At 70.2% G+C, this 13,603-nt stretch carries 9 protein-coding genes; 7 read left to right on the top strand and 2 right to left on the bottom strand.

The window, feature by feature from the left end; all coding sequences use genetic code 11:
• The 3 genes from U9978_RS20465 to U9978_RS20455 all read left to right on the top strand — a co-directional run.
• A partial coding sequence (locus tag U9978_RS20465; protein WP_322762759.1) for a TIGR02678 family protein occupies nucleotides 1-1,034 on the top strand: 1,034 nt, incomplete at its 5' end.
• Nucleotides 1,035-1,066: 32 nt separating this feature from the next.
• Entirely contained in the window at nucleotides 1,067-5,218 is a 4,152-nt protein-coding gene (locus U9978_RS20460) for a TIGR02680 family protein (protein WP_416211065.1), read from the top strand.
• Between the two features lie 20 nt (nucleotides 5,219-5,238).
• Entirely contained in the window at nucleotides 5,239-6,519 is a 1,281-nt protein-coding gene (locus U9978_RS20455) for a TIGR02679 family protein (RefSeq protein WP_322762757.1), read from the top strand.
• A gap of 66 nt (nucleotides 6,520-6,585) precedes the next feature.
• Here U9978_RS20455 and U9978_RS20450 read toward each other — a convergent pair whose 3' ends face one another.
• Nucleotides 6,586-6,978 carry a CopG family antitoxin gene (locus U9978_RS20450; protein WP_322762756.1) on the bottom strand — a complete coding sequence of 131 codons (393 nt, stop codon included), beginning with the start codon at nucleotides 6,976-6,978 and terminating at the stop codon, nucleotides 6,586-6,588.
• A 342-nt stretch (nucleotides 6,979-7,320) separates the two neighbouring features.
• Here U9978_RS20450 and U9978_RS20445 point away from each other — a divergent pair, with 342 nt between their 5' ends.
• The 3 genes from U9978_RS20445 to U9978_RS20435 are packed head-to-tail and all read left to right on the top strand — an operon-like array spanning nucleotide 7,321 to nucleotide 12,179.
• Entirely contained in the window at nucleotides 7,321-8,214 is an 894-nt protein-coding gene (locus U9978_RS20445; RefSeq protein ID WP_322762755.1) for a ZIP family metal transporter, read from the top strand.
• 21 nt (nucleotides 8,215-8,235) lie between these two features.
• Nucleotides 8,236-9,666 (top strand): 3' terminal RNA ribose 2'-O-methyltransferase Hen1, encoded by a 1,431-nt coding sequence (locus U9978_RS20440; protein ID WP_322762754.1) that lies wholly within the window; start codon nucleotides 8,236-8,238, stop codon nucleotides 9,664-9,666.
• Entirely contained in the window at nucleotides 9,663-12,179 is a 2,517-nt protein-coding gene (locus U9978_RS20435) for a polynucleotide kinase-phosphatase (RefSeq protein WP_322762753.1), read from the top strand. The genes U9978_RS20440 and U9978_RS20435 overlap by 4 nt, the downstream gene beginning before the upstream one ends.
• A 140-nt stretch (nucleotides 12,180-12,319) precedes the next feature.
• Here U9978_RS20435 and U9978_RS20430 read toward each other — a convergent pair whose 3' ends face one another.
• A complete protein-coding gene (locus U9978_RS20430; RefSeq protein ID WP_322762770.1) occupies nucleotides 12,320-12,856 on the bottom strand; it encodes a glutathione peroxidase in 537 nt (178 codons plus the stop codon).
• Nucleotides 12,857-12,965: 109 nt separating this feature from the next.
• Here U9978_RS20430 and U9978_RS20425 point away from each other — a divergent pair, with 109 nt between their 5' ends.
• A complete protein-coding gene (locus U9978_RS20425) occupies nucleotides 12,966-13,565 on the top strand; it encodes a TetR-like C-terminal domain-containing protein (protein WP_322762752.1) in 600 nt (199 codons plus the stop codon).
• Nucleotides 13,566-13,603: the final 38 nt, after the last annotated feature.

The raw sequence follows: 13,603 nt of genomic DNA, 5'->3' as shown, positions 1-13,603 counted from the left end.
TTGGCCTGGACGGTACGCATCCGGCCAGGGACGGCCGCGGCAGGGCGCCATTCGGACGGCGTCGCTATGTCCTGCTCTGCCTCGCGCTGTCGGTGCTGGAGACGGCCGACGCGCAGATCACCCTTGGTCGGCTTGCGGAGGGGATCATCGTCGCGGCCAGTGAACCAGCCCTGGCGGACGCCGGCATCGCGTTCACCCTCAGCCGCCGGGACGAACGTTCCGACCTGGTCGCGGTGGTCCGGTTGCTGCTCACCCTCGGGGTGCTGGAACGGGTCGCCGGCGACGAGGACGCCTACCTGACCGCCACCGGCGACGTGCTGTACGACGTGCGTCGCCGGATCCTGGCGGCGATGCTTACCGGCGCCCGGGGGCCGTCCACGATCGACGCCACCGACTTCGAGCGGCGGTTGGCTGAGCTGACCTATGAGCCGGTCGCCGACACCGACGATCTGCGTAACCGGGCGCTGCGCCACCGGTTGACCCGCCGGCTGCTGGATGATCCGGTCGTCTACTACGACGAACTCGCCGAGGACGAGCGCGCCTATCTGGTGAGCCAGCGCCATGCGATCACGCGGCGGATCGAGGAGGCCACCGGCCTGATCGCCGAGATGCGCGCCGAGGGCATCGCGATGGTCGACCCCGATGACGAGCTGACAGACGTGCGCATGCCCGAACAGCGCACCGACGGCCACGTGACGCTGCTGGTCGCCGAATACCTGGCGGCCCGGGTGGAGCGAGCCGAGCCCGTACCGGTCGCCCGGCTGCGCGCGCACGTCCGCAAGATGGCGGTCGAGCATGCCGCCTACTGGCGCCGCGGCGTCACCGAGCCCGGGGCCGATGGCGAACTGCTCGCCGTGGCGCTGGACAAGCTTCGTGCACTGCGGCTGGTCGCCGACGTGCCCGGCGAGCCACCCATGGTGATCGCCCGGCCGGCGATCGCGCGGTACGCGGTCCAGGCGCCGACGATCCGCACCGGCCCGAGCGCCCGCACCGGCCGCACCGCCGCGTCAACGGGCGGGCGGCGACACCCGTGACGGCCGTGCTGTCGACACCGACGCTGCTGCCGATGCCGCGCCGGGAGCGCTGGCAACCGCTGCGTGCCGGCCTGGTGGACCTGTTCTACTACGACGTCGAGGAGTTCCACTTCCACGACGGCCGGTTGCTCCTGCGTGGCAACAACGGCACCGGCAAGTCCAAGGTGCTCGCGTTGACCCTGCCGTTTCTGCTCGACGGTGAGCTGGCCGCGCACCGGGTCGAACCCGACGGCGACCGCAACAAGCGGATGGAGTGGAACCTGCTGCTCGGCGGTAGGCATCCGCATCCCGAGCGGCTGGGTTACACCTGGCTGGAGTTCGGCCGGCTGCGCGCCGATGGCGTGGCCGAATACCGCACGATCGGTGCCGGCCTCAAGGCGGTGGCCGGGCGTGGCATCGCGCGGCACTGGTTCTTCGTCACCGAGCAGCGGGTCGGTCCGGAACTGTCACTGATCGGCCCGACCCGGGTGGCGCTGACCCGGGACAAACTCAAAGACGCCGTCGACGGGTCCGGCATGGTGTACGACACGGCGTCGGACTACCGCCGGGCCGTGGACGAGGCGCTGTTCGGGCTCGGCGGGCACCGGTACCAGGCGCTGGTCAACCTGTTGATCCAGCTGCGTCAGCCGCAGTTGTCCAAGAAGCCCGACGAGAAGTTGCTCTCCCGCGCACTCACCGAGGCGTTGCCGCCGCTGGACCCCGCGTTGGTGACCACCGTGGCCGAGGCTTTCCGCGGGCTGGACGAGGAACGCGAGGCGCTGCGCGGTCTCGCCGAGGCCAAGACCGCGGCGGATGCCTTCCTGACCCACTATCGCCGCTATGCCGCCGTCGCCGCCAAGCGCCGCGCCGCGCCGCCGCGACAGGCCAACAGCCGCTACGAGCAGGTCGGCCGGGAACTGGGTGAGGCCGACGCGGCACACCGCGACGCGACGCAGGCGCTTGCCGCCGCGCACCAACGGCTGGAAGCGCTGGCCGACGCCAGGGCCGCGTTGACGGCGCGGCGCACGGCCTTGCAGGACAGCCCGGAGATGCGTGACGCCGAGGCCTTGCGGACAGCGGGCGAGGATGCCGACCGCCTCGGCCGGTTCGCGGCGGAGCGCAGGACCGAGAGCGTCGCCGCCGACGACATCGTCGGGCAGCGGGAAACCCGGCTCGTCGCCGCCCGGCGGACCGCCGAGGCGGACGCGGCGGCCTGCCAGGCCGTGCGGACCACCGCAGCCCGCGCCGCCGATGCCGCCGGGGTCACCGACCGGCACGTCACGGTCATGGCCGACCTGGACAGTGATCAGCCGCCGTACCCGATCGCCACCCGGGCGGGTGCCGCGCTCGTCGAACGCCAAGCCGGTGCCGTGGCCCGCCTGGACACACTGCTGGCGGCGGCGGCGACCGCCCAGACGGCGCTGCGCGCGGCCCGCGACGAGCTGGAACGGATCATCGGTGAGCAGCAGGCCGCCGCGGAGCGGATCGCTGCGGCCGAGGAGCTCACCGTGGCGCGAAGCGCCGAGCTTCTCGCGGCGTGCGCACGCTACCTGGCCGGCACGGCGTACCTGCGGGTGGCTGACGCCGACGGGCTGCTGGCCGTCATGGAAGCATGGGTGGAGACCCTTGACGGCCCCAACCCGGTGGCGACGGCCGTTGACGAGGCGGTCCGGACGGCCACCGCCGACCTCGCTCGCCGCCAAGCCGACATCGACGCCGAGCGCGCGGCCGCCGACCGGGAGCGCGAACAGCTCGACGCCGAGATCGCGCGGCTGGCAGCCGGCGGCCACGACGCGCCGCCGATCCCCTACACCCGTGACGGCCAGACCCGCGACGGCCGGGCCGGCGCTGCGCTGTGGAAGGTCGTCGACTTCGTCGCCGACGTGCCCGACGAGCATCGGGCCGGCATTGAGGCGGCGTTGGAGGCGGCCGGGATCCTCGACGCGTGGCTCGCCCCGGACGGTCGCCTGCACGACGCCGTGACCGACGACGTCCTGCTCGCCCCGGGTCGGTCGGCGCCGGCCGGCGGGCTCACCGCGGTGCTCGCCCCGGCGATCGACCGCGCCGATCCCAGCGCGGCCATGCTCACCGACACCACGGTCAGCGCTCTGCTGGCGACGATCGGTCTGGGTGATGACTCCGGAGCATCGGGTGATGACTCCGGGACTCTGGCTGACGGTGGCGGAACGTGGGTGGCCGTCGACGGCCGTTTCGGCAACGGGGTGTTGACCGGCTCCTGGCACAAGGACGCCGCCGGCTACATCGGGGAGGGTGCCCGCGAGGCGGCCAGACGCGTCCGCCTGGAGCAGTTGCGGACGGAGCTGGCCCGGATCGAGCAACGGCTGCGCGAGCTCGCGGCGACCGCGGCCGACCTGAGCGGGCGCCAGCGTTCCCTGGCCGCCGAGCACCGGGCCCAGCCGACCGACCGGGAGCTGCGCGAGGCTCACGTCAAACTCGCTGGCGAGCACGAGGTCAGGCGACGTGTCGACGCGCGGCACGCCGAGGCAGTCACGATCATGGCCGGCCGGGAGGCCCAGGCGCACACGGCGCGGGCCGCCGCCGGCGAGTTCGCCGCCGATGTCGGCCTGCCCGCGGACGCCGTCGCGCTCGAGGCCGTCCGGGCGGCGGTGGGCGACTACCGGGTGGCCCTGGCCGGGCTGTGGCCGGCGGCGCAGGCGTTGGACCGGGCGCGGCGCGCCGCCGCCGATGCCGAACGGGAGGTCGATCTCGCGGTGGAACGCCGCGAACGGGCCGGGGCGGCGGCGACCCTGGCGCGCGCCCAGGCTGACGTCGCGGCCGAACGCCACCGGGTCCTGGTCGAGACGGCGGGCGCCGGCGTCGAGGAGCTGTACCGCACGCTCGCCGCGGTCGCCGCCGAACTGGTCCGGTGCGACGAGGACGAGAAGGCGGCCCGCGTCGCGGAAGGTGCGGCACGAGATGCGCGCGGCAAGGCCGAGGGCCGGCGTGAAACCCTCCAGGGGTCGATCGCCACCGCCGCCGCCGAACGTGACCATGCCATCGACGAGCTGCGAGCCTTCGCCGCCACCGGCCTGCTGGCCATCGCCGTGCCCGAACTGGAGACCCCGGACCCGAGCGAGCCGTGGGCGCCGACACCGGCCGTCATGCTCGCGCGTGCCGTCAATGCCGCACTGGACGGGGTCGACGACGCCGACCGTCGCTGGGAGCTGGTGCAACAGCGGGTCTCGACCGAACACAAGGTGCTCACCGACGCGCTGTCCCGCCACGGCCATTCGGTCGGGATGACCGTACGCGACGGCATCATCGTGGTGGACGTGCTCTTCCAGGGCCGCAAGCAGGACATTCCGACGCTGGTGGCCGCGTTGGAGACCGAGACCGAGCAGCGGGCGATGCTGCTGTCCGCGAAGGAACGCGAGATCCTGGAGAACCACCTCGTCAACGAGGTGGCGGGCACCCTCCAGGAACTGATCACCGGCGCGGAGGAGCAGGTCAAGGCCATCAACGGGGATCTGGCGGAGCGGCCCACGTCGACCGGGATGCGGCTGCGGCTGCAGTGGCGGGCCGCCCGCGGCGCACCCGTCGGGCTGGACCGGGTGCGTGACCGGCTGCTGCGCCAGACCGCGGACGCCTGGAGCGCGGCGGACCGGGCAGCCGTGGGAGCCTTCCTCCAGGAGGAGATCAACCGGGAGCATGCCGCGGACACATCCGGCGGCTGGGCCGAACAGTTGACCCGCGCGTTGGACTACCGGACATGGCACGAGTTCGCCATCCAGCGCTATCAGGACGGCCAGTGGCGGTCGGCCACCGGGCCGGCCTCCGGTGGCGAGCGGGTGCTGGCCGCGTCGGTGCCCCTGTTCGCCGCCGCGTCGTCGTTCTACACCTCTTCGGGAAACCCGAACGCCCCGCGCCTGATCGCCCTGGACGAGGCGTTCGCCGGGGTGGACGACGACTCGCGCGCCAAGTGCCTCGGGCTGCTCGCCGCGTTCGACCTGGATGTGGTGATGACCAGCGAACGCGAGTGGGGCTGCTATCCGCAGGTCCCGGGCCTGGCGATCGCGCAGCTCGCCCGGAGGGACGGCATCGACGCCGTGCTCGTCACGCCGTGGCGGTGGGATGGGAGCGAGCGGGTGCGGGTCGAACGCCCGGTGCCCTACCTTCCCGAACCGGTCCCGCCGCCGGCGCCGGCCACCGGCCCAGCCGACAGCACCGGCCTACTGTTCGAGTGACTGTTCGAGTGAGTAGTCGCGTGACTAGTCGGTTGGGTGAGATGGGTGGAGATCGACCCGGGGACGTCGGGCGCCTGCAACGGATGCTCGGTGGCGAGCACACCGCGTGGTTGCTGGACCGGGCGCGGCACAGGATGGAGCACGGTAGGCCGCTGACCGGTTCGGTCACCCTCACCAACGTCAGTCAGGACCAGCGGCGGGCGGTCGAACGGCTGCTGGGCCGGCGGGCCGGCGCGGGCGTGTCACTGACGGTGTCGCTGGACGAGATCGACACGGTGCTGCGCACCAGCGGCGCCGCGCCGGACGGCCTGGGCGCCGCCGTGCGGCTCCTGGTCGGTGAGGTCGGCGACCGGGTGGCGCAGGCCGCGGCGGAATCGGCGGCGTGGGCGGAGGCGCACGCGCCCCTGGACGCACTCGTGGTGCGGCGCCCCGAGCTCGCTACCTGGCGGTCGTGGCTGGACGCCACCGGCATGCTGCGCCGGCTGGCCGCGAGCCCCGACGCGGCGGCGGCGCTCGTCGCCGATCTGCTGCCGGTGCTCGACGCGTTGCCCTCGGCCGGCGTGGCACTGGGCCGGCTGGCCGCGGCGAGCACGGGGGACGCGCACGCGCTGGATGACGCCCGGCCGCTGGCGACGCTCTCGCTCGCCGCGGCCCGGGTCCTGCGGGGCGCGCCGCCCGTCGGTGACGGCTCGGCCGCCGAACGCCGTGCCACCTGGGCCGCGGTCGGCGTCCATCGTGATGAGCTGTCGTCGGTGGTGCTGTGCCTCGGCCTACCGGGCGGCGTGAGCGCGACGACCGGTCGCATCCTGGCGGTGGCCCGCGACGCGGGGGAGCCGTGTGTGCTGACCCTGCGTCAGCTCGGCCGGGACCAGGTGGACCTCGGCGTCGGTGACGGGTTGGTGTGGATGTGCGAGAACCCGATCGTGCTCGCCAGCGCCGCCGACGAGCTGGCGGACCGGTGCCCACCGTTGGTGTGCGTGAACGGGCAGCCGTCGGCCGCGGTGATCCGCCTGCTCGACCTGCTCGCGGCCGGGGGTGCCCGGTTCGCCTACCACGGTGACTTCGACTGGGGCGGTATCCGCATCGGCAACGGGCTGCGCGAGCGCATCCCGTGGCGGCCGTGGCGCTTTGACGTGCGGGCCTACCAGGCTGCGCTGGCCAGTGTCACCGGTGGCGAGCTGGCCGGTCGCCCGGTCGAGGCGAGCTGGGACGCCGACCTGGGCCCGGCCATGCAAGGCCACGGCATCCGGGTGGATGAGGAACTCGTGCTGGCCGACCTGATCGGCGACCTGACCGCCTGACCGCCGGGGATGCCTGCACGCACCGATGACCGTACGTTTCCACAAAAATGATCAATTCGCGGAAAACTACGCGCGGCGCACGCCGCTGCCGTGTCGCGTGTGCTGGGTCTCCGGTACCCGCGCTGACCTCTCGGTGAGTACGGCCCCGATCCGGGCCAGCCGTTCGTTGATCTGGGCCAGTTCGTCGTCATCCTTCGCCCGCTCGCTACGCATCGCGTGTTCGATGATCTCTCGAACAAGGGCTGTGTACCGCATGCCCCGTCCATGGGCGCGTCGCTTCAACGCCTCGACGACGTCTGCCGGCAGCCGCAGGGACGTGGTCTTCATGGGCCGGGGATCGACCCACTGACCGTGTTCCATGTCGGCCGAGGTGTCATGGGCGTCGTAGTAGGCGGCCAGCTGGTCCAACTCCTCGGCTGGCCGAGGCAGGGTCTCAGTGGTCCTCTTCGCTGTTGTCATCGTCACCGTGCCTTCCGTTGGAAGGTCTTCTTCTCACCAGGGGTCATGTCTCGAGCTGTCACGATGAAGGCCGCACCGTGGTCGGCTGACCACTGACTGTCCTTGACAGCCTTAAATATCTGATGATCTTAATGCGAATGCATTGCGTCGTCCAGCTGGGCATGCCTGGCTGGTCCAGCCGGGGCCGTAGAAACCGGCCGCGGCGCGGGCCATGTCGAGGGCGAGATGTTCCCTCCGGCAGGGGAGCAGCCCGAGTTCTGAGTCTTTCGCCAGGAAAAGCTTGCTTCGGCGCCAAACTTAGGGCAGCCTCACCTAATCGATTTTTCGTTGGAGGAGGACCTCGTGAGCCTGGCCCGCACCCTGCTGCTCGGCGCGATCGCCGGAGTGACGATTCTGCTCGGCCTGCCGGTGGGGCGGCTGCGACGACCCGCGCCCACCCTGCGCGCGCTGCTGAACGCCGGCGCCATCGGCGTGCTGCTGTTCCTGGTCTGGGACGTGCTGTCCGCGGCGTGGGAACCCATCGACGAGGCGCTGACCGAGGTACACGCCGAGCATCACGGTCTCGGCCGGGCCATCGGTTACGGACTGCTGTTCACCGCCGGGATCACGGTCGGTCTGCTGTCGCTCGTGGCCTATGAGCGGTGGATGGGCCGCGTTGCAGGTCAGGGCCGCGTTGCAGGCCAGGGACGCGGTGTCGGTCCGGGCACAATGGCCGCGGGGGAGCTGCCCGCCCGTCGCCGGGTGGACCTGGCAGCCTGGTCGCCCGCGCGGCGGTTGGCGCTGTTGATCGCGGTCGGGATCGGTCTGCACAACTTCGCCGAGGGCCTGGCCATCGGCCAGTCCGCCGCCGCCGGGGAGGTCGCGCTGGCGACGCTGCTGGTCATCGGCTTCGGCCTGCACAACGCCACCGAAGGTTTCGGGATCGTCGCGCCGCTGGCCGGTGACCTCGACAGCGACGGCGTCCCCGTCCGGCCCGGGTGGGGCTTCCTGTTGGCCATGGGCTTCATCGGTGGTGCCCCGACCTTCATCGGCACCGCTGTCGGGCACAGCTTCACCAGCAGACCGGTCAGCGTGGCCTTTCTGACCCTGGCGGCCGGGTCGATTCTTTACGTCGTCATCCAACTGATCACCGTAGCGGCGAAGAACCGACGTCCCGACCTGCTTGCCTACGGCCTCCTGTTCGGCCTCATGGCGGGTTTCGCCACCGACGGCATCCTGGTTGCCGCCGGCTCCTGATCAGCTGGCAGGATCACAGGGGTGCTGTTGACGTTGACGACCACCTACCAGCCGGCAACCGATCTCGGCTTTCTCCTGGTGAAGCATCCCGATCGCGTGCACCGGTTCGATCTGCCGTACGGGACGGCGACGGTCGTGTTCCCGGTGGCGTCGCCGCAGCGGTGTACGGCGGCGTTGGTCCTGGAGGTCGATTCCCAACGGCTGGAACGCGGCCGCGGAGCCGAGCAGCTGAACCGGTATGTCAATGATCGTCCGTACGCGGCGAGCAGTCTGTTGTCAGCGGCGCTGAACCGGGTGTTCCGTACTGCCGCGCGGGGTGAGTCCAAGGATCGCCCGGAGCTGGCCGCGACGGCGATCCCGCTGGAGATCGGCGTGCCGGCGCTGCGCTGCGAGGGTGGCGTGGCGCTGGCTGCGGCGCTGTTCACACCGTTGGGTTGGGATGTGACTGGCACGCCGGTGCCGTTGGATCCGGCGTTCCCGCAGTGGGGTGAGAGCCGGTACGTCGATCTGACGCTGTCCGGGACGCTGCGCCTGGCAGATGCGTTGAACCATCTCTACGTGCTGCTGCCGGTGCTTGATGACGCCAAGCACTACTGGGTGGCCCCTGATGAGATCGACACGCTCCTGGACAAGGGCGACGGCTGGCTGGCCGGGCATCCCGAGCGCGGGCTGATCACCAGTCGGTTTCTGGCGCACAGCCGAGTCCTGGCCGGTCAGGCCGAGTCCCGCCTGTCCGAGCTGCTGTCCGACTCCGTCGCGGACTCCGTCGCGGAGGGCGAGGTGGAGGGCGAGGTGGACACCACCGACGAGCAGGCGGCGCTGCCGGCGGAGGTCCAGCGCGTGCCGCTGAACGCCCAGCGCCGCGAAGCGGTGCTGACGGTGCTCGCGCAGACGGGCGCGGCACGGGTGCTGGATCTGGGCTGCGGCGCCGGTGCCCTGCTCGGCGACCTGGTGAATGACCCGCGTTACACCGAGATCGTCGGTGCGGATGTGTCGATTCGGGCGTTGGAGCTGGCGGAGCGCCGGCTGCGGCTGGACGGGTTGCCCGACCGGGCGCGGCAGCGGATCAGACTGATCCAGTCCGCGCTGACCTATGTGGACGAGCGGCTGCGGGGCTTTGACGCGGCGGTGCTGATGGAGGTCATCGAGCACGTGGACGAGCCGCGCCTACCCGCGTTGTGCCAGGTGGTGTTCGGGCACGCCAACCCGGCCACTGTGATCGTGACGACGCCGAACGCGGAGTACAACGTCCGCTATGAGACGCTGCCGGTGGACACCCACCGGCACAGCGATCATCGTTTCGAGTGGACCCGGGCCCAGTTCGCCGCGTGGGCGTCCGCGGTCGCCGCTCGATTCGGCTACACGGTGTCCCTGCACGGAGTCGGCGACGACGACCCGGAGGTGGGAACGCCAACCCAGCTGGCCCTGTTCACCAAGGACGTGGCGAAGTGACTGTTGTCGACATTCCCGAGCTGGCGCTGGTCGTGCTGGTAGGCATCTCCGGGTCGGGTAAGTCGACGTTCGCCAGGCGCCATTTCGCTGCCTCGCAGGTGCTGTCCAGCGACACGTTCCGGGCGATGGTCGCCGACGACGAAAACGACCAGTCCGCATCCGGCGACGCGTTCGACGTGCTGCACTATGTCGCCGCCAAGCGGCTGCGTGCCGGACGTCTCAGCGTCGTGGACGCCACCAATGTGCAGGCGCATGCCCGGGCCGGGTTAATCACGGTCGCGCGGGAACACGATGTGCTGCCGGTGGCGATTGTCCTCGACATCCCGGAATCGGTGTGCTGGGAACGCACCCGGGTCCGTCCGGACCGGGATTTCGGCCGGGATGTACTCAAGCGTCAGCATCGGGACCTGAGACGATCGCTGGGTCAGCTGCGACGGGAGGGCTTCCGGAAAATCCACGTTCTCGACGACACCGAGGACGTGGAAATCCGTTACGAGAAGCTGTTCAACGACCGCAGAGAGCTGACCGGCCCGTTCGACGTCATCGGTGACGTGCACGGCTGCCGGGATGAGCTCGAAGCGCTCCTGGTCACGCTGGGCTGGGTTTTCACCTCGGATGGCCCGAGCCCGGTGCACCCGGACGGGCGCACGGCGCTGTTCGTGGGCGACCTGGTCGACCGGGGCCCGGACTCACCCGGGGTGCTGCGGCTGGTCATGGACATGATCAGTAGAGGTGTGGCGCTGTGCGTCGCCGGAAATCACGAGGCGAAGCTGCTCAGGTACCTGGCGGGCCGCAAGGTGACGGTCAGCCATGGTCTGGCTGAGACCATCGCTCAGCTGGAGCAGGACCCGATTGACGGGCTTGCGCGTTTTCTCGACGGGTTGATCTCCCATTATGTGCTCGACGGCGGTAATCTCGTCGTCGCGCACGCCGGATTGAAGGCCGAATACCACGGTCGCGCCTCCGGCCGGGTGCGTTCGTTTGCGATGTACGGCGACACCACCGGCGAGACCGACGAGTACGGGTTGCCGGTACGCTACCCGTGGGCCAACGATTACCGCGGCAAGGCCATGGTCGTCTACGGGCACACCCCGACGGTGACCCTGGAATGGGTGAACAACACCATCTGCCTGGATACCGGGGCCGTGTTCGGCGGCCGGTTGACCGCCCTGCGCTACCCCGAGCGCGAGCTCGTCTCGGTTCCGGCGCTTCGGCAGTACTACCAGCCGGCACGCCCGCTGATGCCAGCAGAGCCGATGAAGCCCGGTGCGATGAATGCCGTGAATGCTCTGAATACCGTGAATCTGGCTGACGTGACCGGCCGCCGACATGTGACCACCGACTACGGCACCATCACGATTCCGGCCGAACACGGCGCCGCCGCACTGGAGGTGATGAGCCGATTCGCGGTGGACCCGCGTTGGCTGCTGTGGCTGCCGCCGACGATGGCGCCGTCATCGACATCCACCGTGGACGGTTGGCTTGAGCATCCGGTTGAGGCGATCGACGATCTGCGGCGGACCGGAACAGGGAAGGTCGTGTGCGAGGAGAAGCACATGGGTTCCCGCGCCGTGGTCCTGGTGTGCCGCGACCAGGCCGCCGCGGCGAAGCGGTTCGTCGACGACGGGGCCACCGGGGTGGTGTACACCCGCACCGGCCGGTCCTTTTTTGACCCGGCACGTACCGAGGAGTTGCTGGGCACGGTTCGTACGGCGATCACCGAGGCCGGGCTGTGGGACGAGTTCGACACCGACTGGCTGCTGCTGGACTGCGAGTTGCTGCCGTGGTCGGCCAAGGCCGAAAGCCTCATCCGGGCATACGCGGGCGTGGGTGCAGCGGGCCGGGCAGCCCTGCCGGCGGCCGTGTCCGTCCTCGAGCAGGCAGCCGCCCGTGGTCTGGACGTGACCGCCTTGCGGCAGCGGGTGAGCTCGGATCTGACGGCGCTGCACGCCTACACCGCCGCCTACCGGCCCTATGTTTCCCAGGCGCCGGTGACGCTGGCGCCGTTCGCGGTGCTCGCGGCGCAAGGAATAGCCTTCACCGATCGCGATCATGAGTGGCAGCTGTCGATCGCCGACCGGCTGGTCGCCGTTGATCCCGCCACCTTCACTCCGACCCGCCGCCTCGTTCTCGACCTGGCCTGCGAGGACGCGACGGCGCGGGCGACGCAATGGTGGCTGGAGCTCACCGCGGCCGGTGCGGAGGGCATGGTCGTCAAGCCCCACGACGGTCTCGCCGCCCGTAACGGCAAGGGCCTGCTCCAGCCAGGAATCAAATGCCGCGGACGGGAGTACCTTCGCATCATCTACGGACCGTCCTACACCGAGCCAGCCCGACTCGCCTCGCTGCGCGAGCGCAGGCTGGGCCGCAAACGCAGCCTCGCCCTGCGCGAGCACACACTCGGGCTCGCGGCGCTGACGACGGTGGCGGGCAACGGCCCGTTCCACCGGGTGCACGAGCTGGTGTTCGCGATCCTGGCCTGCGAATCCGAGCCGGTGGATCCACGGCTGTGACACCGCGTACCGGTCTGGCATAGGTCGAAAAGGCTGCGGTAGCGACCGTTCCTACCTATGGGGTCGGACGACGCATGAGTACCGATGAGAGGTCCAGGTCCAGGCCCCGCGCCAGGGATCAGCCGGCAGGCATGGAACCGTCAGGCCAGAACTTTTTCCAGATCGTCCTGGATTTCCTGCGGGGTGATGGTGGGCTCGTAACGGCGGATCACTGTTCCGTCGCGGTCGGCGAGGAATTTTGTGAAATTCCACTTGATTTCGTCGGTGCCGATTGTCTCCGGCCGGGTGGCCTTGATGTGCTCGTAGATGCGCCCGGCCGAGGGGCCGAAGTCGCCGGGTGCCTGGTCGCGCAGGTAGACGAAGAGGGGGTCGGCATCCGGACCGTTGACCTCGATCTTGTGAAAGATCGGAAAGGTGACGTTGAACTGGGTCGAGCAGAATTCCTGGATTTCAGCGTCGGTACCCGGTTCCTGACCGCCGAACTGGTTGCAGGGAAAACCGAGGATCTCCAGGCCGCGGTCGCGGGTGTCGCGGTACAGCGCTTCCAGCCCCTCGTACTGGGGGGTCAGGCCGCACTTGCTGGCCACGTTGACGATCAGCACCGCGCGACCGGCGTAGTCGCTGAGCGAACGCGTTGCGCCATCGCTGGTCGTGACGGTGAAATCGTGAATTGTCATCGGCGTTTCCTCCATGGTCCGCTTCGTCGACAGTTATGCGACTGTGGCAGTGACGTTAATCCGCGCCGGTGAATTATGCAACTGCATCCGTGACCTATATGCTGGGACGATGGCGGCAGCCGAGTCTCGACCGCGTGGCCGCCCCCGTGACGACTCGGTGGACGCGCGGGTGCTGGCTGCTGCCGTGCAGGAGTTGGCCGACAAGGGGATCGCCGAGTTCTCCGTCACGGCGGTGGCAGCGCGGGCCAAGGCCGCCAAGCGCAGCATCTACGCCCGCTGGCCGGCGCGGGAGGACCTCATCCTGGCCGGGATGTCCACGCTGGCGGCAGGTCTGACCCCGCCGCGCACCGGAACGATCGCCGAGGATCTGGAGACCCTCCTGGCTGGGCTCGCCGCCGTTTTCGTCGAACCCAGGCGCAGCATCCTGCAACGCTGTGTCATGGAGATCGAACAGTTCCCCAAGCTCTACCAAGCGTTCAAGCGGGACTCGATCGACCGGTGCCTGGCGGCGATCGAGGATGCCCTGCGCGACGCCGCCACGCGCGGAGAGATCCGCGGCGATGTCAAGGCTTCGACAGTCGCCGACGCCCTCATCGGTGTCGCGGTACAACGCGCATCGTTCTCGCTCGATCCGGTGCTACCCGTAGCCATGCGCGACGAGATCGTGAGCCTTCTCCTCGACGGTCTGCGCCCACGTCACAGCGGATGAGGATGGTCACCGCCCTGCGCCGGCCACCACCCGCTGAC

It is taken from the genome of Protofrankia sp. Cr2 (assembly GCF_963555885.1).
Classification (GTDB): Bacteria; Actinomycetota; Actinomycetes; order Frankiales; family Frankiaceae; genus Protofrankia.
Note: the sequence above shows the minus strand (reverse complement) of the source record. Positions and strands in the feature narration are given on the sequence as shown.

Bases quoted from the DNA above. Each gene is read 5' to 3' on its own strand.
- U9978_RS20460 (WP_416211065.1), top strand. From the start codon at position 1,067: ATGCCGCGCCGGGAGCGCTGGCAACCGCTGCGTGCCGGCCTGGTGGAC.
- U9978_RS20450 (WP_322762756.1), bottom strand. From the start codon at position 6,978: ATGACAACAGCGAAGAGGACCACTGAGACCCTGCCTCGGCCAGCCGAG.
- U9978_RS20430 (WP_322762770.1), bottom strand. From the start codon at position 12,856: ATGACAATTCACGATTTCACCGTCACGACCAGCGATGGCGCAACGCGT.
- U9978_RS20425 (WP_322762752.1), top strand. From the start codon at position 12,966: ATGGCGGCAGCCGAGTCTCGACCGCGTGGCCGCCCCCGTGACGACTCG.